We start from the raw sequence: 24,102 nt of genomic DNA, 5'->3' as shown, positions 1-24,102 counted from the left end.
AATGAAAAAACTATACATAATTTTAGCAGCATTATTGGTTACTGCAAGCACTTTTGCCCAAGCGCCAGAGAAGATGAGTTACCAAGCCGTGGTAAGAGACAGTGGTGATGCTTTAGTAACAAGTCAACCAGTTGGCATGCAGATAAGTATACTACAAAACACACCTGTGGGAACAGCGGTTTATGTAGAAACACAAACACCAACTACTAATGTTAACGGATTAGTAACCTTAGAAATAGGCACAGGCACTGTTGTAAGTGGTGATTTCACGACCATAGATTGGTCTGCAGATAGCTACTTTATAAAAACAGAGACCGACCCTGCAGGAGGGACTAATTATACCATTATAGGCACCAGTCAATTAATGAGTGTACCATTTGCATTGTATGCAAAAACTTCAGAAAGTTCTGAAACGAATGCTATTACTATTGCTAACAACACAACAGCTATTGCAATAAACACGGCAAAAGTAGGATATACAGAAGCGTTGGTTTCAGCCAATACAGATGTGGTGGCTAATACAGCAAAAGTAGGCTATACAGAAGCGTTGGTTTCAGCAAACACAGACGTTGCTGCCAATACCTCTAAAGTAGGCTATACAGAAGCGTTGGTTTCAGCAAACACAGACGTTGCTGCCAATACCTCTAAAGTAGGCTATACAGAAGCGTTGGTTTCAGCCAATACAGATGTGGTAGCTAATACAGCAAAAGTAGGCTATACAGAAGCGTTGGTTTCAGCAAACACAGATGTGGTAGCTAATACTGCTAAAGTAGGTATGCCTGCAGGGACAGCCATTGGCCAAATGAATTATTGGAATGGTACTACTTGGCAAACTATTAATCCTGGAAATTCTGGAGAAGTACTTCAAATGGTTTCAGGGATACCAGTTTGGGGTTTTATTGATACGACAGCCCCAGTGATTACAGTTACACCTGGCACAGATACAGTAGAACAGGGTTCTACTTGGACGGATGCTGGAGCGACTGCCGATGGCGGTGAAACAGTTAGCGTTTCAGGCACAGTAGATATTAATACTGTTGGTACTTATACCATTACATATACTGCAACAGATGCGTCAGGAAATGTTGGAACAGCCGAGAGAACAGTTACTGTAGTTGATACGACAGCGCCAGTGATTACAGTTACACCTGGTACAGACACAGTAGAACAGGGTTCTACTTGGACGGATGCTGGAGCGACTTCCGATGGCGGTGAAACAGTTAGCGTTTCAGGCACAGTAGATATTAATACTGTTGGTACTTATACCATTACATATACTGCAACAGATGCGTCAGGAAATGTTGGAACAGCTGAGAGAACAGTTACGGTCAATCCTCCTCCAGCAATAGGCGATTTCCACCAAGGAGGTTATATCTTTTATCTCGATGGTAATGGTGGCGGTCTCATTGCTGCTCCTACAGACCAATCAAATGCTCCATGGGGTTGTTATGGAAATACAATTACTGGAGCTGATGGCACTGCAATAGGTACAGGTGCTCAAAACACGATTGACATAGAATTAGGATGTACAACAGCTGGCACAGCAGCAGATATATGTGCTAATCTAACTCTTGGTGGGTACAGTGATTGGTTTTTACCTTCCAAGGATGAATTGAATCTTATGTATCTAAAAATAGGCCAAGGAAATACATCAACCTCAGGGAATGTTGGCGGTTTTGTTGATAATTACTACTGGAGTTCTACGGAGTACGATTACTATAGCGCGTGGAATCAGTCTTTCACCAATGGTAGTCAGGGCTACATCAATAAGTACAACCCTTACAATAGCGTGCGTGCAGTTCGAGCTTTTTAACAATTTATCAATTTAATTATTTAATTAGTACCGCGAAAGCGGTCGATTTTTAAAATATAGAACCAATAGTACTCTAAAAAAGTAGTATTGGTTTTTTGTGTTTTAGATAAAGAATGATGCTGTGTTACTTACTTGGTTTCAACGTTGTAATGCAACAAATTGTTATTACTTTTTGATGTTACTAAGCTACTAATTTTAGTTCAATATTGATCATTTCAAGAGGTGTTTTATAACCAATAATTTTTCGTGGTCTATTGTTAAGTTTATCTTGTATAATTTGGAGTTGATTTTCGCTAATTTCATTAAAGTTTGTTCCTTTAGGTAGATACCTTCTTATGAGTCCATTTGTGTTTTCATTAGTACCACTTTCCCAAGAAGAATATGGATGAGCAAAGTAAATTTTCATACCGGTATTTTTAGTAATTTTTTCATGTCTTGCCATTTCAATTCTATTGTCATAAGTCATAGATTTTTTAAGATTATTGTTTAATTGATTGATTGTCAATTAAATATACGCCTTTTAATAGTCAAATGAATAACTTTTTTTAACTATTTATAATGCACAACGGGTTATAAAAATATTGCTTCAATCGTCCCTCTTTCCTAATGATAATCAGATTTAATTTATAAACTAGGCGGTCATTCCGAAATGAGCTTTTTTAGCGATTGAGGAATCTTCATTATCAGTTACTCAAATTCATGAGATTTCTCGTCACTCATACCTTCGCTCTGTCGAAATGACATCGGGTCTTGTTAACGCGTTAGCCTGTCATTTCGAAATGAGCTTTTTAGCGATTGAGGAATCTTCATTATCAGTTACTCAAATTCATGAGATTTCTCGTCACTCATACCTTCGCTCTGTCGAAATGACATCGAGACTTGTTAAGGTGTTAGCCTGGCATTCCGAAATGAGTCTTTTTAGGCGATTGAGGAATCTTCATTATCAGTTACTCGAATTCATGAGATTTCTCGTCACTCATATCTTCGCTCTGTCGAAATGACATCGAGACTTGTTAACGTCTTAGCGTGCCATTCCGAAATGAGCTTTTTAGCGATTGAGGAATCTTCATTGTTAGTTACTCGAATTCATGAGATTTCTCGTCGCTCGTATTTCGCTCTGTCGAAATGACATTGGGATTTAATTTTATAGTAACAATCTAAACCCGACATACTTTTAATGTTCGTAGCAATTCAAATTGTATGAAACGGTAAGCACCCAAAGAGGACAGAGCGTTCAATAAATGTCCAGTGGACATTTATAGCGAATGGGCCAGCCTGCGCCCGGAGTCTGGGTGCGTGAGTGGAATACAATTTAGAATTTAAGACTACCAAAGCTAAAATATATTTTGGTTGTAGGTAAATCGCGTAGCGGAAAAATAAGTCTAGATTTTTGTTTAGCTCACGCGTATCTATTTATTGGAGTTCGTGAATCTCCTAAAGTCGATTTCTTTTCAGCAATGGAAAAGAAAAATGAACAAAATAATAGGAAGTAAATGTTTTAGCAAAAAGCTGATTTACTATAAAAATATTGCTTCAATCGTCCCTCTTTCGCAATGACATCGAGATTTAATTTACAAATATAGTATGACGTATCGTTTTTCTTTAGAGAAAGAAGAAATCTCATTTTTAGTGTCTAAATCAATAATTAGGTATCCTTCATTAAAAGATTGCTTTATCCGCAGCTCTTTCTCAATGACGTGTTATTTTAAAAATTAAATACTTGCACCTCATAAAAAACCTTTTTTGTAACTTCGCAAATTGTAAATATATCCTATTAATGAGTACTGTAAAAATTGCGATTATCGGTCTTGGTTATGTCGGTTTGCCGCTTGCTAGGCTTTTTGCAACAAAGTATGCTGTTGTTGGTTTTGATATCAATTTAAATAGAGTTGTTGACTTAAAAAAAGGAACAGACGCTACACAAGAAGTAGAAAGTGAGTTGTTAAAAAAAGTACTCAAAGATGTTTCTAATAATGAAAACGGACTGTTTATCACGTCGGATGCGGACTATTTAAAAGACTGCAACTATTATATTGTTACCGTACCAACATCCGTAGATAAAAATAACCAACCTGTTTTAAAACCTTTATTGAGTGCTAGCAAAACCATTGCGAAGTATTTAAAAAAAGAGGACATTGTTATTTACGAATCAACGGTGTATCCAGGAGCTACAGAAGAAGATTGCATTCCGGTTTTAGAAAAGGTATCAGGATTTGTTTTTAATAAAGATTTTTTTGTAGGCTATTCCCCAGAAAGAATTAGTCCGGGTGATAAAGTAAGAACCGTTGAAAATATTTTAAAAGTTACCTCAGGTTCAACTGCGGAAACGGCAAAAAAAGTAGATGGTTTATATAAATCGGTTATCAAAGCAGGTACGCATTTAGCACCTTCTATTAAGGTTGCTGAAGCAGCCAAAATCATAGAAAATTGCCAAAGAGATATCAATATTGCTTTTGTAAATGAGTTGTCAAAAATATTCAGTTTAATGGATATCAATACGAACGAAGTTTTAGAAGCAGCAGCTACAAAATGGAATTTCCTTCCTTTTAAACCTGGTTTGGTTGGCGGTCATTGCATTGGTGTAGATCCTTTTTATTTAGCACAAAAAGCACAACAATTTGGCTATTATCCAGAAATTATTCTTTCGGGTAGGCGCTTAAATGACAGTATGGGCGCTCATATTGCATCCGAAGTGGTAAAGCTGATGATTGATAAAGAGGTGAAAGTAAAAGGAGCCAATGTTTTAATTTTAGGCATCACCTTTAAAGAAAATTGCCCAGATATTAGAAATACCAAAGTGATTGATTTGTATCACTCTTTAAAAAGTTTTGGCGTTCATTTGGATGTCTATGATTCTTGGGCTAAAAAAGAAGAGGTAAAAGTAGCCTATGATATCGATTTGATTGATGATATTTATACGAAAAAATACGAAGCCATCGTTTTGGCAGTAGCACATGCATCGTTTATTGATATTGATATTTTAAAATTAAAAAACAAGGAGTCTGTGGTGTATGATATCAAGAATTTTTTAGCCATTAAAGATAAAAGTTTGTAAACGTATTTCGTCCATCGTTTACCGTTTATCGTTTACCGCGAGCAACGAAACACGAACAACGATTTTCGTCCATCGTTTACCGTTTACCGCGAACAACGAATAACGAGCAACGAACAACGAATAACGATTAACGAATAACGATTTTCGTCCATCGATTACCGTTTCTCGTTTACCGCGAACAACGAACAACGAATAACGACCAACGATTAACGACCAACGACTAACGAGCAACGATTTTCGTTCATCGATTACCGTTTCTCGTTTACCGCGAACAACGAATAACGAACAACGAACCACGAACAACGAACAACGACTAACGACCAACGAATATAAAATAACATAAAAACAACCAATCATGAAAAATTTTGCTTTAATAGGCGCTGCAGGATATATCGCTCCTAGACATTTAAAGGCAATTAAAGACACCCACAATACCTTAATTGCTGCACTTGATAAATTTGATAGTGTGGGGATGATGGATAGTTATTTCCCAAAAGCAGATTTCTTTGTAGAATTTGAGCGTTTTGATCGTCATATAGAAAAATTACGAAGAAACGGAACACAATTAGATTACGTAAGTATTTGTACACCAAATTATTTGCACGATGCACATATTAGAATGGCGCTTAGAAGTGGAGCTGATGCAATTTGTGAAAAACCCTTGGTTTTAAATCCATGGAATGTAGATGCGTTGCTAGATATTGAAAAAGAATCAGGTAAAAAAATTCACACCATCTTACAGCTGCGATTGCACCCAAGTATTATTGCTTTAAAGAAAAAAATTGATGCGGGTTCTTCGGATACAAAATATGATGTAGATTTAACCTACATCACTTCAAGAGGAAAATGGTACGATATTTCATGGAAAGGAGATGAGAGTAAATCTGGCGGAATCGCCACAAATATAGGTATTCATTTTTTTGATATGTTAGCCTGGCTATTTGGAGATGTGCAAGAAAATATAGTGCACCTAAGAGAAAAAGACAAATCTGCAGGATATTTAGAGTTTAAAAAAGCGCGTGTTCGTTGGTTTTTATCAATTGATGAAAATTCTTTGCCTAAAAGGATTCAAGAAATAGGGCAAAGAACCTATCGATCTATCACCATTAATACTGAAGAACTTGAATTTAGCACAGGTTTTACAGAATTACATACAGAAAGTTATAAGCAAATCCTTAAAGGAGAAGGTTTTGGATTAAATGATGCTAAAGAATCCATAAAAATAGCCCAAAAAATTAGAAATAACGTAATAATAACAAAAGGGGAAAAACATCCTTTTTTATAGTTAGATAATAAATTATATATTTGGCAAAAAAAAGCATGAAGAGGAAGGCGATTATTGTTTCAGGGTATTTTAATCCGATTCATAAAGGGCCTTTAGAATACTTTAATAATGCCAAGTCTTTGGCAGATGAGTTGTGCGTAATTGTGAACAGCGATTTACAGAGAGCGCTAAAAAAATCCAAAGAATTTCAAAAAGAAGACGAACGTTTATTTATTGTTCAGAATATCAAAGCTGATGATACAGCAATAATTTCAATAGAGAAAGATCGAACTGTTAGTGCTTCGATAGCACATTTATATAAAACTTCAATGAAGAGTATGATCTTGGTCTCGCGAAATGCGGAGGTCAGGATAATAATTCAATTCCTGAAGCGCCAATTTGTAATGAATTAGGCATTCAATTAATAGATGGCTTAGGAGATAAAATTCAATCGTCTTCATGGTTGTTGAAAAATAAATAAATATGAAAGTAGGTATCACCTTTAGTTCTTTTAACTTGTTTCATGCAGGACATGTTAAAATGTTGGGAGAGGCAAAGCTTCATTGCGATTATTTAATTTGTGGCTTACAAACAAATCCAACTTTAGATCTACCAGAGAAAAACATGTCCGTTCAATCGGTTGTAGAAAGATACATCCAATTAAAGGGATGTAAGCATGTAAATGAAATTGTGCCGTATGCAACAGAACAAGATTTGGAGGATATATTACGTTCTTATAAAATTGATGTTCGAATTATCGGAGATGAGTATGCGAGTAAACAGTTTACTGGTAGAAAATATTGTGAAGAAAAAGGAATCGATTTGTATTTTAATAAACGAGAACATCGTTTTTCAAGTAGTGGTTTAAGAAAAGAAGTGCAAGAAAAATAAAATTTGAACAAAAGAAACAAGCAAGAATAAATATTGCTATAGTGGGTTTAGGTGATGTAGGTTTAGTTTCAGGAACTTGTTTTGCTGAAATTGGCAATCATGTTACTTGTGAAGATATTGATCCGGTTAAAATCGAAAAATTAAAGAATGGTGTTATTCCCATTTTTGAACCAGGTTTAGAGGCCATGGTTTTAAAAAATGTAAATAATTTTTATTAATGGACAAGTCGTTTATTCTTAATTGCTAATTCAATAAGTATATCAGCTAAATTAGGAAGAATTAGTAACGAATTGCTATACGGCTAAAGGGCGTTTGAAAGGTCTTTTATATAAATGTTAAATAGTTGCAAAGGGATTAGGGAATAGTGTCTGTATAAAATAGGGAGACCTCGAATTTTTTGAAAGCAGCGGGTATAAAAAAAAACCTATATTTCCATCTTGGATTAACGAGTGGAAATGTTTTGTATGTTCAAAGTAGAATTGATATAAATAAAATAGAATAGAATGAAAGTAGTAGTTATTGGGTCTGGATACGTTGGTTTAGTATCAGGGACTTGTTTTTCTGAAATGGGGAATAAGGTTACCTGTGTAGATATTGATGAAGAAAAAATTGAAAAACTAAAAAATGGAATTATTCCAATATACGAACCAGGGTTAGAACCTATGATTCTAAAAAATGTACAAGAGGAAAATTTATTTTTTACAACAAATTTAGCAGACGCAATTAAAGTTGCTGAAATTGTATTCATAACTGTTGGGACACCAATGGGTGATGATGGGTCAGCGGATTTACAATATGTATTAGCGGTAGCGAAGTCTATTGGAGAAACGATGCAACAACGAGTTGTTGTGGTGGATAAATCTACGGTGCCAGTAGGAACGGCAGATAAGGTAAAAGTGACCATTCAAGCAGCATTAGATAAAAGAGGATCTTCTTTAGAGTTTGACGTAGTCTCAAATCCCGAATTTTTAAAAGAAGGCGCTGCAATTAGCGATTTTATGAAACCAGATCGAGTGGTTATTGGTGCCGATAGTGACTATGCAGTGGCTAAAATGAAACAATTGTACCATCCTTTTTACATGTCTCACGACTGTTTAATTGCCATGGATATCCGTTCTGCAGAAATGACCAAATATGCTGCCAATGCGATGTTGGCAACGAAAATTTCATTTATGAATGAAATTGCCAATATTTGTGAAAAAGTAGGAGCAGATGCAAATAAAGTACGTGTAGGAATTGGTTCTGATTCACGTATTGGTTATAGCTTTATTTATCCGGGCGCCGGTTATGGAGGTTCTTGTTTTCCTAAAGATGTAAAAGCATTAAAAAAAATTGCTAAAGAGCATGGATATGAGGCGAAATTAATTAATTCTGTAGAAGAGGTAAATGATGCCCAAAAATTAGTGATCGCTCAAAAAGTTGTAAAACGTTTTGGAGAAGACTTAACTGGAAAGATTTTTGGTCTTTGGGGATTGGCATTCAAACCGGGTACGGATGATATGAGAGAATCATCTGCAATTTATGTGATTAAGGAATTGTTAAAAAGAGGTGCTAAAATTCAAGCCTTTGATCCAAAGGCTACTAAAGAAGCACAAGAACATTATTTAAAAGGGGTTGAAAATATTACTTATTATACCTCAAAATATGAAGTAGTTAAAAATGCAGATGCTTTGATTTTAATGACGGAATGGAAAGAATTCCGTTCTCCAGATTTTCAAGAAATAAAAGAACAATTAAACAATCCTATTATTTTTGATGGAAGAAACCAATACAATGTTTTTGACCTGCCAGCAAAAGGATTTGAGTATTTCCAGATTGGAAAGGAATAACTGAATCACTGGTTTTTTTAATGATGAGTTCATTGTATTTCAATGAAAATGTCGAATAGGTTGGAAATGAGTAGCACAAGGGGAACGATTCAGGTAGTTATAAAGCCACTCCAATAAAAAAGTGAGTGTTGTTTTTCATTTAATTGAATCTTTTAGCCTAGTTGTAATTGTTTTAAGCGGGGTTTAGAAAAAACATAAAACATTTATTGAATAAAGTAACACAAGAAAATGAAAAAAATATTAATTACAGGAGGTGCAGGTTTTGTGGGGTCTCATTTATGCGAACGCTTATTAAATGAAGGAAATGAAGTGCTGTGCTTGGATAATTACTTTACAGGAGATAAAAAAAATATACTAAAATTATTGGACAACCCTTATTTTGAAATGATTCGACATGATATTACGGAACCGTATTATGCAGAGGTAGATGAAATTTATAATTTAGCGTGTCCTGCTTCTCCGTTTCATTATCAATTTAATCCCATAAAAACGATGAAGACCTCTGTCATGGGAGCGATTAATATGTTGGGCTTGGCAAAGCGTGTAGGCGCTAAAATTTTACAAGCCAGTACTAGTGAGGTATACGGAGACCCTGCAGTACATCCGCAACCAGAAAGTTATTGGGGACATGTAAATCCGATTGGAATTCGTTCGTGTTATGATGAAGGCAAACGTTGTGCAGAGACCTTATTCATGGATTATCACATTCAAAATAAGGTAGCGATTAAGATTGTTAGAATCTTTAACACCTATGGACCAAATATGAACCCCTCAGATGGAAGAGTGGTTTCTAATTTTATAATGCAAGCATTAAGAGGCGAGAATATTACGATATTCGGAGACGGTTTGCAAACACGTTCCTTTCAATATGTAGATGATTTGGTAGAAGGCATGATTCGTGTGATGGCATCAGATCCTTCATTTTTAGGGCCTGTAAATCTAGGAAATCCGAATGAATTTACCATGCTAGAATTGGCGCAAGCGATTATTAGGCTAACAAATTCAAAATCATCCATTATTTATATGCCCTTACCACAGGATGATCCAAAACAACGTCAGCCAGATATTTCTTTAGCAAAAGAAAGGTTAAACGGATGGAAACCCTACATAGAGCTAGAAGAAGGACTTGGGAAAACCATTTCCTATTTCGAATCGTTACTTTAGGGATGCTTAAAGTGTTGGCCTAAGAAATTTGAATCCGTTAATTCTGCCTGTAAAAGCCTTAAAGAAAATAGCAGAAGCGCATGGGTATACTGCAACTTTAATTGCTTTAGTAGAAAAAGTGAATGATGCTCAAAAGCTTGTAATCGCTCAAAAAATAACAAATCGATTTGGAGAAGATTTAACCGGAAAGACTTTTGGGGTTTGGGGGTTGGCCTATAAGCCAGAAACAAACGATATGAGAGAGGCACCGGCTATTTATGTCATTCAGAATTTGGTTCAAAAAGGAGCAAAGATTAAAGTGTATGACCCAAAGGCAATGACCGAAGCTCGGGAACATTATTTAAAAGGGATAGAAAACATAACGTATTGCAATTCAAAATACGAGGTGCTTGAAAATTCTAATGCGTTGCTTCTTCTAACAGAATGGAAAGAGTTTCGATCTCCAGATTTTGAGCAGATCAAAGCACAACTTGTGACTCCAATTATTTTTGATGGTAGGAATCAATATATCGCATATGATTTAGAAGACAAAGGAATTGAATATATAAGAATTGGCAAGTAATGATGCATGTTAAAAATGGTTATCTAATTAAGTTTGCCTCAATTTTATATAAAAAAAAGGAGTAAGCTCTTTCAACAAGAAGAAATATGTACTTTTGCGCTAGAAATAAAAAAGAATATAATTGTTATTATTAAATAAGATAAATGAAAAACAGTACTCAACCATTTCTAATATTGCTTCTAGTTTTCTTTACAAGCATTGCATTTTCGCAAGACATCAGCCAACTTAAAAATGTAGATATCAATTCGATGTCTGACGATCAAATTGAATCGTATTGGTCACAAATAAAGAAAGGTGGCTATACGATGGAGCAGGTGGAGATTCTTGGAAAGGCACAAGGAATTTCTACAACTAAAATAGCAGAATTTAAAAGAAGGGTAAATAGCTTAGGAGCTATAAATGCCGCTGAAAATAAAGCGATTGAAGCAAATTCAGTAGCAGCAGTTGTCAATGAATCATTTGGATTAAAAGATGGTCAAGTAGTAGCGAAAAATACATCAGGTGATTTGCTTTTTGGATATGATTTTTTTAGAAATTCTAAAGTTTCTTTTACACCCAGTGTAAATATTGCAGTTCCTGAAAATTACCAAATAGGTCCTGGAGACGAAATCATGATTGATTTGTGGGGTGCTTCAGAAATCACCTATAAAGCCATAGTAGATAATAGTGGTAGCATTAAAATTAACGGTATTGGTTTTATTTTTATAAACGGATTTACCTTGGAGGATGCGTCTAAAAAAATAATTTCAAAATTAAAAACCAAACACGCCGGTATTTCAGCGGATAGCAATAGTTATAATAAAATAAACACCAATATTACCGTTTCTAAAATTAGAACGGTTCAGGTAAATATTATCGGAGACGTGGAAACACCAGGTACGTATGCCTTGAACTCATTGTCTACGGTTTTAAATGCATTGTATGTTGCAGGGGGGCCTACAAAAATGGGAACCTTTAGAGACATACAATTAATTCGTGCCAATAAACGAGTGGCTTCTTTAGACGTATATCAATACATGTTGTCGGGTACCCAAGAAGGCAATTTAAAATTACAAGACCAAGATGTTTTGTTAGTTACACCTTATAAAAATTTAGTATCTGTAGAGGGCGCTGTGAAAAGAGCCGGAATTTATGAATTAAAAGACGGACAAACCTTGGCGGAGTTGGTGCAGTATTTTGGTGGTTTTACGCCGATAGCATATACCAATTTATTAACGGTAGAGCGTTTAAATGGCACACAAAAAGAAATAAGAGAAGTTGCTTTTACAGAGGCTAAGGATTTTATCATGCAAGGAGGAGACAAATTGGTGGTACAAGAGATTTTAGATCGGTATGAAAATAAAATAACCATTCAAGGAGCCGTTTACAGACCAGGTAGTTTCGAGTTGTTTGAGAAGATGTCATTGAAAACCCTTATTGAAAAAGCAGAAGGCATTACCCCAGAAGCATTTCTATTGAGAGGATTGTTGGTGCGAACTTTTGATGATACCCATAAAGAAAACATAGCCTTTTCTGTTTCAGAGATTCTAAACGGGAGTTCTACAATTGTATTGCAAGCAAGAGATCAGGTTCGTATCTTTAATAAAGAAGAACTAAGAGAAAAAAGAACAATCACTATTGCTGGGGCAGTGAATACACCTAACACGTTTGATTTTGTTGATAAATTACAAATAGAAGATGTAATTGCCATGTCTGGTGGTTTAAAATTAGGCGCAGATCCGCAGGTGATTAGTGTTTCAAGAAGATTAAAAGACGGTAGTTTTAAAACTTTAAGTGAAGTATATGCAGTTTCTTCAGACGAAAACTTAGCAATTAATAACGGCACGCCCTTTTATATCGAACCTTTTGATATTATAGAAGTTCGGTATTCAAAAGGATATACAGAACAAAAAAATGTTTCCATTACTGGTGAAGTTAAATATCAAGGAGGGTATGTTTTAAAAAACAAAAACGAACGAATTTCAGATTTAATCGAAAGAGCGGGCGGTTTAACCGAGTATGCATTTGTAAAAGGAGCTTCTTTAGTTAGAAAAGGAGCACCGAGGGATGCTGCTCTTTTTAATAATCTTATTGAAGTAGAGGGTTTAGAAAAACCGCAGCCAACGCTCTCAGAATTTACGGTTTCTATTGATTTAGAAAGTGTTCTAAAAAACAAAGGAACAGAGATCGATATGTATTTAGAAGAGGGAGATATTTTGAATATTCCTACTAAATTACAAACTGTAAAAGTTTCAGGGATGGTTTTACAACAGTCATTAATACCCTATAAAGAGGAGTATTCTTTGAAAAATTACATTTCGAAATCTGGAGGGTTTAGTGCAAGTGCAAAAGAAAGTAAAATTTATGTTTCCTATGCGAATGGTGATATTAAAACTACAAAGCGTTTTCTTTTTATAAAAAGCTATCCAAAAGTAGCACCAGGTGCAGTTATTTTTGTTCCGGAACAAGCTGTAAAAGAGAAAATGTCTACTTCAGAGCTTTTGGGCATTACCACGGCTATAGCAACCTTAGGTATTTTGATTAAAACAATGTTAAACTAGTTTTTAAACTGTAAACGTATATTATCAGCAGAATTATAGCCATATGATACAAGAAAATACCACTCCGAACCAAAATCAAGAAGATGCTATAGACATCATTGCGCTTTTAAAAGATCTTTGGGCTGCCCGTAAAACCATTCTAAAAATAACGGTTGCCTTTACTTTTTTAGGGGTATTCGTTGCTGTATTTTCTAAAAATGAGTTTACGGCATCTACTACTTTTGTGCCTTTGGCACAAGGAAGTTCCGTAGGCGGAGGTAGTTTGGGAAGTTTGGCTTCTCTAGCCGGAATTAATATTGGTGGAGGTGTAAATAGTGAAGAGATCTCACCAGAACTATATCCGCAAATAGTAAGTAGCATTCCCTTTCAGTTAGAGCTTTTAAATACGCCATTAACTATAGAAGGGCAAACAGTGCCTGTTTCTTATAGAGATTATTATGAAAACATCTATAGCCCAGGCTTGTTGTCAACTATTAAAAAATACACCATCGGCTTGCCGGGTGTTTTAATTTCATTGGTAAGATCGGCTCCAGAAAACCTGGAAGCATCTGCAGGCTCTAAAGAAAGTAAATTGATTGCCATTTCTAAAGAAGATTATGAACTAATTGGGCTCTTAGAAAGTCAAATAAGTTTAAATGTAAACGCGAAGGAAGGTTTTATTTCTATTTCAGTAACCCTACCAGAAGCGATTGCAAGTGCACAAGTTGCATTAAAAGCACAGCAACTACTGCAAGCGTATGCATTACAATTCAAGACGCAGAAATCCATCGAGCAATTAACGTATATTCAAGAGCGCTATGCCGAAAAGCAAGACGATTTCAATACAATTAAAATTGCTTTGGCGCGTTTTCAAGATCAGAATACAGGGATTAATACCGCATTAGGGAGAACAAAATTATTGCAATTACAAGCTGAGTATGACCTTGCTTTTACGGTATATACCGAATTGGCAAAACAAGTAGAAACACAGCTTTTACAAGTTAAAAAAGACACCCCTCTTTTTACCGTATTAAAGCCAGTAACCATTCCAAATGAAAAGTCAGCACCTAAAAAAGCATTGATCCTAGTGGTGTATCTATTTTTAGGATTTGTGTTAAGTGTAGGTTTTGTTTTAGGGAAAAAGGCTTGGGTAAGTTTTAAAAAAGAATGGGCTTCGAAATAACCGAGCAGCATAGTTAACTTAATCTTTCTTCAAATCTTCTTGGAAGTTTTTAATGTTAAAAATAAGATTTAATAAGTTGTTTATTGCAATTTAACGCCCTTTTTTCGATTTGTACCTTATTAATGCTTATTTTATCAAGCCATCGGTTTTCTGTATCTTTTTTTTTTATTATATTTGCGAAGTATTTAATAATCAGGAAACCCGCTATGGATACTATTTAATAATTAGGAACCCCGCTATGGATACTAAAAGTTATATTTTTTTATCACTATCTCAAGAAATTACACTTTCTAATCTGTTGTATTTCCTGATTATATTATTTTTAGGGGTCTTTGTAACATCACTAGCAATCATCCCTAAAATTAGATCTTTATCCCTAAAACTTCGTTTTACCGATAGTTCCGATGAAAGGAGCTCGCACACTGGCACTATTCCATCTTTTGGAGGGGTAGCTTTTTACATAAGTTATATTTTGGTGCTGTTTTTTATTCAGCCAATAGATACGAATCATGTCTCACTTACCTTATTGAGCTCAATATCTGTCATGTTTTTTACAGGTTTGCTAGATGATGTTCGAAATCTATCTCCCAAAATTAAATTTTTAGGGCAGTGTATTGCGGTCTCCATATTAATGGCGCAGCCAGATTTTAGAATTCTAACGCTACATGGTTTTATGGGGGTGTATGAAATCCCATTGGTTCTCTCTGTTCTAGGAAGTATGTTTTTTCTATTAGGACTCATAAATGCATTTAACCTTATTGATGGGATTGATGGTTTAACTGGTATTACAGGAATTATTGCTGCTTCTTTTTACAGCTTTATGTTTTATAATTTGGGTCTTATTTTTATTTGGCGGTTAGTGTAACTACCATTGCGACGTTGCTTGCTTTTTTACGATTTAATTTCTCGATCAAAAGAAAAATATTTATGGGGGATACAGGGAGTTTAGTGATTGGTTTAGTTTTGGGGTTATTAACACTAAAATTAATGACTCTTGAAAATGCCTCCACTCCTTTTCCTTTTAATAGAGAGCAATTACCTTTATTTTTAGCGGGTGTTTTATTTATTCCCATTTTAGATCTATTTCGTGTCATGATTTTAAGGGCCTCTAAAGGGGTTTCTATGTTTCAACCAGACAGAAATCACCTACATCATATTATTGTAGATTTTGGTTTGTCTCACCATAAAGCCTCTATTTTTATTGGAATGGTTAATTTTATAGTCGCTTTTATTATGTTTAATACAATTCAAGTTTATAGTAGTGTAACATCTGCCTTTATTTTGATAACACTGTTTTTGTTGGCAATTATTATCTTGTTTTTGATGAATAAAAATAGAGCCGCTATTAAACTAAAATTGAAGATCAAAAGATCAATGCTAGGTTTCTTGTCATTATAAAAAAAACAAATTAAAAGGAGTCTGTTTTGCAAGAAATTAATAGTTTTGTACCATGTCAAATATTTCTAAAAATTGGTTTGTTTTGTTTACAAAACCTAGAAACGAGTTAAAGGTTTTAGAACGTCTTACGGCAATTGGAATCGAGGCATATACACCTTGTAAGATTGAAGTTCGTCAATGGTCCGATCGTAAGAAAAAGACACGCGTGCCTTTGTTACCATCGATGGTCTTGGTGAGTTTGCAAGAGAAAGAACTAGATCAGGTATTTGAAGTGCCAGGAGTGGTTCGGTATTTATTTGAACACGGTAAGCGTGCCATGGTATCGAATCAAGAAGTACTGGCAATGCAATGTTATTTAGAAAACACCTATCAGACGACTCCAAAAGAATTGGAAGTAGGAGATACGGTAAAAGTACCCTTGTTAGAACAAGAGGCCATATTGCTCTCTGTGAAAGGAAAAAAGTGTTTGGCCCAGTTGCAAAAATCAGGAGCCATTGTATCATTTCAATTGAGTTAATCAATTGATTTTTTTTATTTAAAAAAATCACTACTGTGGGTAGTGCTGGCGAAGCCGTAAAAAAACCAAGGTTTTGAAGCTTAAAAGAGCCCTAAAAAGCTTTTAAAAACGTTGATAAAAAGAAAAATACAAACAAAACGGGCTACCGTAGTAGTCAAGAAAAAAATAATAAAGTGAACCCTAAAAAAACTAAAATATATATCGCAGGTCACGGAGGAATGGTAGGTTCTGCGGTTTGGCGTATTTTAGTGGCTAAAGGATATTCAAATCTAATTGGGAAGACCAGTAAAGAACTTGATTTAACAAAGCAACAAGCTGTTTTAGATTTCTACAATAAAGAACAACCCGAAGTAGTCATCGATGCCGCAGCAAAAGTTGGGGGCATCCTTGCCAATAAAGATTTTCCTTATCCTTTTTTAATGGAGAACATGCAAATTCAGAACAATTTAATAGATGGTGCTCACAAGGCGGGTATCGAAAAATTTATTTTTTTAGGGAGTTCTTGTATCTACCCGAAGTTTGCGCCACAGCCGCTAAAAGAAGAATACCTACTCACAGATTCTTTAGAACCGACTAATGAATGGTATGCCATTGCAAAAATTACTGGAGTAAAAGCCTGCCAAGCAATACGCAAACAATATAACAAAGAGTATGTGAGTTTAATGCCTACGAACCTGTATGGTTCTTTTGATAATTTTGACTTGCAATCCTCGCATGTATTGCCAGCGATGCTTCGTAAATTTCATGAGGCTAAAATAAATAACCATGCAGACGTAACGCTTTGGGGAAGCGGAACTCCGATGCGAGAGTTTTTGTTTGTAGATGACATGGCAGAAGCGGTGGTCTATGCATTAGAAAATAATTTACCAGAATACTTATACAATATAGGTACAGGAAAAGATATTACCATTAAAGAACTGGCTGAAACCATAAAAAAAATAACTGGTCATCAAGGAAATATTCTTTGGGATGCCAGTAAACCAGATGGTACGCCAAGAAAACTAATGGATGTTTCCAAAATGAAAGAACTTGGGTGGCAATATACAACAGAGTTAGAAGAAGGAATTGAGCAGACGTATGCTTGGTTTTTGGAGAATATAGATGGAATAAAAGAAGTAAAGTTAGGGTAGACGAAGACAAAGACGAAGACTAAGACTTTGACAAAGACTAAAACGAAGACTTGATTCGTAAGGAAATGAAGCCATTGTCAAAGTCAAAGTCTAAGTTTAGAAAAAAGACGAAGGCAAAGACTAAGACGAAGACAAAGACTAAAACGAAGACTTGATTCGTAAGGAAATGAAGTCATCGTCTAAGTTCAAGTCATAGTTAGTAAAAAAGACGAAGGCAAAAACTTAGACTAAGACGAAGGCAAAGACTAAGACGAAGACTTGATTCGTAAGGAAATGAAGTCATTGTCTAATTCCAAGTCATAGTTAGTAAAAAAGACGAAGGCAAAAACTTAGACTAAGGCAAAGACTAAGACGAAGGCAAAGACTAAGACGAAGACTTGATTCGTAAGGAAATGAAGTCATTGTCTAATTCCAAGTCATAGTTAGTAAAAAAATACGAAAACTAAGAAATATTGAGAGATTTTAGAAAATATGATATTTGGACAGATAGTATGGCGCTTGTTAATGACGTTTATACCTTTGTAGAAACTTTTCCTAACACCGAAAAATATGGATTGAGTTCTCAGATAGCACGATCTGCGGTTTCAATTCCTTCAAATATTGCAGAAGGAGCATCTCGAAATTCAGAAAAGGACTTTGCTCTATTTTTAGAAATAGCACTAGGTTCGGCATTTGAACTAGAAACACAGTTAATTATTGCTGAAAGAAGAAAGTACCTATCAGTATCTCATTTAGAGGAAAGCATTTTGAAGCTAACTAGTTTACAGAAAAGAATATACGCACTAAGAAGAAAAGTATTAAACTAAGGCAAAAAAAACGAAGACGAAAACAAAGTCAACGTCAAAGTCATTGTTAAAGTTTATTTTTTAAAAATAAAAAATATGAAAGTAGCACTAATCACCGGAATTACAGGACAGGATGGTTCCTATTTAGCAGAACTATTGTTAGAAAAGGGGTATGAGGTGCACGGTATCAAAAGAAGGTCTTCTTCATTAAATACCGATCGTATTGATCATTTATATCAAGATCCGCATGACCCGAATCAACGGTTAAAATTACATTATGGAGACTTATCAGATGCGATGAATCTGACGCGTATTATAAAAGAATGTCAGCCCGATGAAATCTACAATTTAGGAGCTATGTCTCATGTGAAGGTGTCTTTCGATACTCCAGAATATGTTGGGAATGTAGACGGATTAGGGACTCTACGTATTCTAGAGGCGGTTCGCTTATTGGGGTTAGAAAAGAAAACGAGAATCTACCAAGCTTCTACTTCTGAATTGTATGGAGGGATGCCAGAAAATAAAAATGAAAAAGGATTTTATGATGAAAATTCACCTTTTCATCCAAGATCGCCATACGGCGTTGCAAAAATCTATGGCTTTTGGATCACTAAAAACTATAGAGAAGCCTATAATATGTTTGCATGTAACGGTATTTTATTCAATCATGAATCCCCTAGAAGAGGAGAAACTTTTGTAACACGTAAAATTACACGCGCGACTGCTAGAATTGCTCTGGGGCTGCAGGATAAATTTTATTTAGGGAATTTAGATGCCAAAAGAGATTGGGGCCATGCCAAAGATTATGTGCGGATGATGTGGATGATTCTCCAAGCAGAAGCGCCTGAAGATTGGGTAATTGCTACAGGAAAGACCACTACTGTGAGAGCGTTTGTAAGAATGAGTTTTGCAGAAATTGGTATTACACTTCGTTTTGAAGGAGAAGGTGTTAATGAAGTGGGTCTTATAGATAGTATAAACCAAGAAAAATACCAAAGTATTCTTAACCCCAACAGCGATCAACGAACAACGAACAACGAAAAACTCCCAACAATTGGTAAAGTAGTGCTATCCGTTGACCCTAAATATTTCCGACCTACGGAAGTAGATTTATTAATTGGAGACCCTACCAAGGCAAAAGAAAAATTAGGATGGGTAGCAGAACATGATTTGGCGTCGTTGGTAAAAGACATGATGCAATGCGATGTGAACTTGATGCAAAAAGAACAGTATTTGAAAGCTGGTGGTTACCACGCGAGTAAAAATTTAGAATAATAAAATTAAAAACAGACTACCGGTGGTAGTCGAGAAAAAATAAAAATAGTTAAATGAATATTGAATTAAGTAATAAAACAATTCTAGTTACTGGAGGTGCGGGTTTTATTGGATCAAATTTATGCGAGGCTTTACTTGAAAAAGGAAACAAAGTCGTTTGTCTTGACAATTTTGCCACCGGTAAAAGAGAGAATTTAGAAAAGCTATTGAAGGATACTAATTTCACCCTAATTGAAGGAGATATAAGAAAACTAGATGATTGTTTAAAAGCTACTAAAGATGTAGATTATGTTTTGCATCAAGCGGCACTAGGATCGGTTCCAAGATCGATTAAAGATCCAATCACTTCCAATGATGTGAATGTGAGTGGTTTTTTAAATATGCTGGTAGCGTCAAGAGATAATGGCGTGAAAAGATTTGTATTTGCAGCGAGTTCGTCTACCTATGGTGATTCAAAATCAATGCCAAAAGTTGAGGACATTATCGGAAAACCTTTATCACCCTATGCTATTACAAAATATGTAAACGAGTTATATGCAGATATTTTTTCGAAAACTTATGGTTTAGAGACCATAGGCTTGCGATATTTCAATGTCTTCGGTAGAAAGCAAGATCCAAATGGAGCTTATGCAGCAGTAATTCCAAAATTTGTTAGCCAATTAATGAATGGAGAATCTCCAGTGATTAATGGCGATGGAAATTATTCAAGAGATTTTACATACATTGATAATGTGATACAGGCTAATTTATTGAGTTTAGTCACAACCAATGAAAAAGCGCTTAATACTGTTTATAATGTAGCCTATGGAGATCGTAATACGTTGAATGATTTAATGGGGTACCTTAAGGAGTATTTATCTGAATTTGATGACAATATTTCAAACGTAGCCGTTATTTACGGACCAAATAGAGCAGGTGACATCCCTCATTCTCACGCAAGTGTAGATAAAGCAAAAGAAAACCTAAATTATAACCCACAGTTTAGTTTACAAAAAGGACTCAAAGAGGCTGTGAAATGGTATTGGCAAAATTTATAAAAAAATGAGAAAAGATAAAATAGCAATCATTGGTTTAGGATATGTAGGCTTACCATTAGCAAGACTCTTTGCAACTAAATATTCAGTAGTTGGATTTGACATCAATACCGATAGAATATCTGAATTAATGACTGGTGTTGATTCGACCCTAGAGGTCGACAGCAAAACATTACAATCTGTATTGGTTGATGAAAACTCCGATTCAAATGGATTGTTTTGTACCAATCAATCGGATAAAATTAAGGATTGTAATTACTACATTATAACAGTACCAACACCTGTTGATAAAAACAATAGGCCTGTTTTAACACCCTTAATCAAAGCGAGTGAGACAGTAGGATCTGTTCTAAAAAAAGGAGATATTGTAATTTACGAGTCAACTGTATACCCAGGAGCTACAGAAGAAGATTGTGTTCCTGTATTAGAGAAAGTCTCTGGTCTTAAATTCAATACCGATTTTTATGCGGGTTATTCTCCAGAGAGAATTAATCCAGGGGATAAAGAGCATACGGTTGAGAAAATATTAAAAGTTACTTCTGGTTCAACACTAGAGATAGGCTTGAAGGTAGATAACTTATATAAATCAGTTATCACAGCAGGGACTCATTTGGCGCCAACAATAAAAGTAGCGGAAGCCTCCAAAGTAATTGAGAACTCTCAGCGAGATATTAATATTGCATTTGTGAATGAATTAGCAAAGATTTTTAATATTTTAGATATCAATACGCATGACGTATTGAAAGCAGCTGGAACAAAATGGAATTTCCTTCCATTTAAACCAGGTTTAGTTGGTGGTCATTGTATTGGGGTTGATCCCTATTATTTAGCTCAAAAAGCTCAAGAAAATGGATATCATCCTGAAATAATTCTAGCAGGACGACGTTTAAATGATGGGATGGGAGACTATGTAGCTTCCGAAATTGTTAAATGTATGATTAAGAAAAACATACCTGTTAATGGGGCTAAAGTACTGATATTAGGTATTACATTCAAAGAAAACTGCCCAGATGTAAGAAATACTAAGGTTGTAGATTTAGTGAACGCATTAAAGGACTATGGTACAGATTTAACTATTCATGACCCATTGGCAAATGAAGAAGAAGTAATGTTTGAGTATGATTTAAAATCTATAAAATCATTGCCAAAAGAAAAATTTGACGCAATAGTACTTACCGTTTCACATACTAAATTCAATGAAATTGATTTTTTAACATTAAAAAAAGAAAATTCTATTATTTATGATGTAAAGAATTTTTTAAACAAGAATTTAGCAGATGGGAGCTTGTAATTAAATAATAAATAAATTTATGAAAGTAGGAATTACCTTTTCAACTTTTGACTTATTTCATGCGGGTCATGTAAAGATGTTAGAAGAAGCAAAACGCCAGTGTGATTATTTAATCGTAGGCTTGCAGTTAGATCCTTCGATTGATCGCTCTGAGAAAAATGGGCCATCACAGTCTATTATCGAACGTTATATTCAGCTTAAAGGATCCAAGCATGTAGATGAAATTGTCCCTTATGTATCTGAGCAAGATTTAGAAGATGTTTTACGCTCTTTTAAGCTTGATATACGCATCATTGGAGAAGAGTATAAAGAAAAAAATTATACAGGAAGAGACTATTGCGAAGAAAAAGGAATAGAGATCTATTACAACTCGAGAGATCATCGGTTCTCTTCGAGTGGACTTAGAAAACAAGTCAAACAAGGAGAAGATAAATAAGAAATTAATATTACAGTTATAGGGTCCGGATATGTTGGGCTCGTCTCATGAACTTGTTTTGCAGAGATTCGTAATCTAATAGATAATTATGGATGCACTCTAGATACGAATATTAAATCTGAGATTCAAAAATTTATTAACTGGTACAAATACAATAATTAAAAAAAAGTTTTGAGAGAATAAATAGTTCTTTAAAATTTTAAATATAATAAATAGACTAAAATGTTAAATTTAAACGGTAAATCAATTTTAATAACTGGAGGGACAGGTTCTTTTGGTAAAATGTTCACTAGATTAATTCTTGACAGAAATCCAGAGGTGAAGAAGTTAGTAATTTTGTCCAGAGACGAGCAGAAGCATTTTCAAATGGCTCAAGAGTTTCCTGAAGATAAATATCCTGCAATGAGATATTTTATTGGAGATGTAAGAGATAAAGAAAGGTTAAAAAGAGCTTTCGAAGGGATTGATGTTGTAATTCATGCAGCAGCTATGAAACATGTTCATTTAGCAGAATACAACCCTATGGAATGCGTGAAAACAAATATTAATGGTGCAGAAAATGTTATCGATGCAGCATTAGATTCTGGTGTTAGTGAAGTTGTAGCACTGTCAACAGATAAAGCAGCGGCTCCAATTAATCTATACGGTGCTACAAAATTAGCTTCTGATAAATTATTTATAGCAGCAAATAATATTAAGGGAAAAAGAGATGTGCGTTTTTCTGTTGTTAGATATGGAAATGTTATGGGGTCTAATGGATCTGTTATGCCATTTTTCTTGAATAAAAAGAAAAAAGGAGAAAAATTTCTGCCAATTACTGACGATCAAATGACACGATTTAATATTTCTTTACAAGATGGTTGTGAAATGGTGTTCTACGCGATTGAAAAAGCCTGGGGAGGAGAAGTTTTTGTTCCAAAAATCCCTTCTTACAAGATTTCCGATGTAGCAACTGCAATTGCTCCTGAACTTGAGCAAAAGGTAGTAGGAATAAGACCTGGAGAAAAATTGCATGAGGAAATGATAACTGCCTCAGATTCGTATAATACAGTTGACTTAGGGAAATATTATGCTATTTTGCCTCAAAAATCCCCTTACTCACGATATTCTAAAGATGATTACAAAAAAGCTTTTAATGGAGTTGATGTAGCTGACGGGTTTTCTTATAACTCTGGTAATAATTTGGATTGGGAAACAATAGATTCATTAAGGGAATTAGTTAAAGTACATGTAGATCCTAATTTTCAGATTTAATAATGTCTAAATTAGCAATAATACCAGCAAGAGGAGGTAGTAAAAGAATTCCTAGGAAAAATATAAAATATTTCTTAGGAAAACCAATAATAGCATATGCAATTGAAAACGCCATTAATTCTCAACTTTTTGATGAGATTATGGTGTCGACTGATGATGAAGAGATTGCTGAGATAGCAATAAGTTATGGTGCAAAAGTTCCCTTTAAAAGAAGTGAAAAAAATTCTGGCGATTCTGCAACTACAATTGATGTTATTAAAGAAGTGATTTTTTCGTATGAAAAGCTTGGAAGAAAGTTTGAATATGCATCCTGTATTTATCCGTGCACTCCTTTATTATCAAAAGAAAAATTAAAAGAAAGTTTTTATTTGTTGAAAAAAATAATTTAGATTGTGTTTTTCCAATTATTAAATATGGTTTTCCAATTCAGAGAGCTGTTAGATTAAATGATAAAGGATTAATAGAAATGGTTCAACCTGAACATTTAACTACTCGATCCCAAGATTTAGAAAATTCTTTTCATGATGCTGGTCAATTTTATAGTTTTAATGTTAATAATTTAGTCTCTAAACAAAAATTAATAACAGAATTTACAGGTTATATGGAAGTTTCTGAAATGGAAGCTCAGGATATTGATAATTTAGTCGATTGGCAACTTGCTGAATTAAAATACAAAATAATTAACGATTAATAGTATGAGAA

The 24,102-nt window shown here is 34.7% G+C and carries 21 protein-coding genes and 4 pseudogenes; 24 read left to right on the top strand and 1 reads right to left on the bottom strand.

What is annotated here, in order from left to right:
- Position 1 precedes the first annotated feature (1 nt).
- Positions 2-1,813 carry an immunoglobulin-like domain-containing protein gene (locus BST83_RS12380; protein ID WP_104810056.1) on the top strand — a complete coding sequence of 604 codons (1,812 nt, stop codon included), beginning with the start codon at positions 2-4 and terminating at the stop codon, positions 1,811-1,813.
- A gap of 181 nt (positions 1,814-1,994) precedes the next feature.
- Here BST83_RS12380 and BST83_RS12375 read toward each other — a convergent pair.
- Positions 1,995-2,312: pseudogene (locus BST83_RS12375) on the bottom strand (IS30 family transposase); the annotation flags it as partial.
- A gap of 1,278 nt (positions 2,313-3,590) precedes the next feature.
- Here BST83_RS12375 and BST83_RS12370 point away from each other — a divergent pair.
- From BST83_RS12370 to BST83_RS20715, 23 genes and pseudogenes are all read left to right on the top strand, one after another.
- A complete protein-coding gene (locus BST83_RS12370) occupies positions 3,591-4,868 on the top strand; it encodes a nucleotide sugar dehydrogenase (RefSeq protein WP_104810054.1) in 1,278 nt (425 codons plus the stop codon).
- A gap of 355 nt (positions 4,869-5,223) precedes the next feature.
- Positions 5,224-6,153 (top strand): Gfo/Idh/MocA family protein, encoded by a 930-nt coding sequence (locus tag BST83_RS12360; protein WP_104810053.1) that lies wholly within the window; start codon positions 5,224-5,226, stop codon positions 6,151-6,153.
- Positions 6,154-6,188: 35 nt separating this feature from the next.
- A complete protein-coding gene (locus tag BST83_RS12355; protein WP_240614745.1) occupies positions 6,189-6,545 on the top strand; it encodes an adenylyltransferase/cytidyltransferase family protein in 357 nt (118 codons plus the stop codon).
- 70 nt (positions 6,546-6,615) lie between these two features.
- On the top strand, positions 6,616-7,023 hold the full coding sequence (locus BST83_RS12350) for an adenylyltransferase/cytidyltransferase family protein (protein WP_104810052.1): 408 nt from the start codon (positions 6,616-6,618) through the stop codon (positions 7,021-7,023).
- A gap of 26 nt (positions 7,024-7,049) precedes the next feature.
- A pseudogene (locus tag BST83_RS12345) lies at positions 7,050-7,226 on the top strand (UDP-glucose 6-dehydrogenase); the annotation flags it as partial.
- 300 nt (positions 7,227-7,526) lie between these two features.
- Positions 7,527-8,852, top strand: a complete 1,326-nt coding sequence (locus BST83_RS12340; protein ID WP_104810050.1) for a UDP-glucose dehydrogenase family protein — start codon at positions 7,527-7,529, stop codon at positions 8,850-8,852.
- A 228-nt stretch (positions 8,853-9,080) separates the two neighbouring features.
- The gene (locus BST83_RS12335) at positions 9,081-10,016 is read left to right on the top strand and encodes a UDP-glucuronic acid decarboxylase family protein (RefSeq protein WP_104810049.1); all 936 of its coding nucleotides are present in this window, start codon (positions 9,081-9,083) and stop codon (positions 10,014-10,016) included.
- 49 nt (positions 10,017-10,065) lie between these two features.
- Positions 10,066-10,578 (top strand): annotated as a pseudogene (locus BST83_RS12330) (UDP binding domain-containing protein); the annotation flags it as partial.
- Positions 10,579-10,721: 143 nt separating this feature from the next.
- Positions 10,722-13,118: an SLBB domain-containing protein gene (locus BST83_RS12325; protein ID WP_104810047.1), complete on the top strand. Its 2,397-nt coding sequence runs from the start codon at positions 10,722-10,724 to the stop codon at positions 13,116-13,118.
- Between the two features lie 43 nt (positions 13,119-13,161).
- On the top strand, positions 13,162-14,280 hold the full coding sequence (locus BST83_RS12320; protein WP_104810046.1) for a Wzz/FepE/Etk N-terminal domain-containing protein: 1,119 nt from the start codon (positions 13,162-13,164) through the stop codon (positions 14,278-14,280).
- Positions 14,281-14,518: 238 nt separating this feature from the next.
- A complete protein-coding gene (locus BST83_RS12315; protein ID WP_104810045.1) occupies positions 14,519-15,145 on the top strand; it encodes a glycosyltransferase family 4 protein in 627 nt (208 codons plus the stop codon).
- Positions 15,130-15,207: pseudogene (locus BST83_RS21480) on the top strand (hypothetical protein); the annotation flags it as partial. The gene BST83_RS12315 and the pseudogene BST83_RS21480, both read left to right, overlap by 16 nt.
- Entirely contained in the window at positions 15,208-15,678 is a 471-nt protein-coding gene (locus BST83_RS12310) for a hypothetical protein (protein ID WP_240614744.1), read from the top strand. It begins immediately after the preceding pseudogene.
- A gap of 52 nt (positions 15,679-15,730) precedes the next feature.
- Positions 15,731-16,195, top strand: coding sequence for a transcription termination/antitermination NusG family protein (locus BST83_RS12305; protein ID WP_104810043.1), 465 nt, complete (start codon positions 15,731-15,733; stop codon positions 16,193-16,195).
- A gap of 173 nt (positions 16,196-16,368) precedes the next feature.
- Positions 16,369-17,325 (top strand): GDP-L-fucose synthase family protein, encoded by a 957-nt coding sequence (locus BST83_RS12300; RefSeq protein WP_104810042.1) that lies wholly within the window; start codon positions 16,369-16,371, stop codon positions 17,323-17,325.
- Between the two features lie 452 nt (positions 17,326-17,777).
- Positions 17,778-18,131, top strand: a complete 354-nt coding sequence (locus BST83_RS12295) for a four helix bundle protein (RefSeq protein ID WP_104810041.1) — start codon at positions 17,778-17,780, stop codon at positions 18,129-18,131.
- A gap of 75 nt (positions 18,132-18,206) precedes the next feature.
- On the top strand, positions 18,207-19,385 hold the full coding sequence (gene gmd, locus BST83_RS12290) for a GDP-mannose 4,6-dehydratase (RefSeq protein WP_104810040.1): 1,179 nt from the start codon (positions 18,207-18,209) through the stop codon (positions 19,383-19,385).
- A gap of 53 nt (positions 19,386-19,438) precedes the next feature.
- Positions 19,439-20,422 carry an SDR family oxidoreductase gene (locus BST83_RS12285; RefSeq protein ID WP_104810039.1) on the top strand — a complete coding sequence of 328 codons (984 nt, stop codon included), beginning with the start codon at positions 19,439-19,441 and terminating at the stop codon, positions 20,420-20,422.
- Between the two features lie 4 nt (positions 20,423-20,426).
- Complete coding sequence (locus BST83_RS12280) at positions 20,427-21,710, top strand: nucleotide sugar dehydrogenase (protein WP_104810038.1); 1,284 nt, start codon at positions 20,427-20,429, stop codon at positions 21,708-21,710.
- A gap of 19 nt (positions 21,711-21,729) precedes the next feature.
- The gene (locus BST83_RS12275; RefSeq protein WP_104810037.1) at positions 21,730-22,146 is read left to right on the top strand and encodes an adenylyltransferase/cytidyltransferase family protein; all 417 of its coding nucleotides are present in this window, start codon (positions 21,730-21,732) and stop codon (positions 22,144-22,146) included.
- Between the two features lie 222 nt (positions 22,147-22,368).
- On the top strand, positions 22,369-23,400 hold the full coding sequence (gene pseB, locus BST83_RS12270; RefSeq protein ID WP_104810036.1) for a UDP-N-acetylglucosamine 4,6-dehydratase (inverting): 1,032 nt from the start codon (positions 22,369-22,371) through the stop codon (positions 23,398-23,400).
- A gap of 2 nt (positions 23,401-23,402) precedes the next feature.
- Positions 23,403-23,789 (top strand): cytidylyltransferase domain-containing protein, encoded by a 387-nt coding sequence (locus BST83_RS20720; RefSeq protein WP_240614743.1) that lies wholly within the window; start codon positions 23,403-23,405, stop codon positions 23,787-23,789.
- 77 nt (positions 23,790-23,866) lie between these two features.
- Positions 23,867-24,091, top strand: coding sequence for a glycosyltransferase family protein (locus BST83_RS20715; protein ID WP_240614742.1), 225 nt, complete (start codon positions 23,867-23,869; stop codon positions 24,089-24,091).
- Positions 24,092-24,102: the final 11 nt, after the last annotated feature.

The organism is Polaribacter filamentus, from assembly GCF_002943715.1.
GTDB lineage: Bacteria > Bacteroidota > Bacteroidia > Flavobacteriales > Flavobacteriaceae > Polaribacter > Polaribacter filamentus.
The sequence above is the reverse complement of the archived record's forward strand: the minus strand, read 5'-3'. Positions and strand labels throughout refer to the sequence as shown.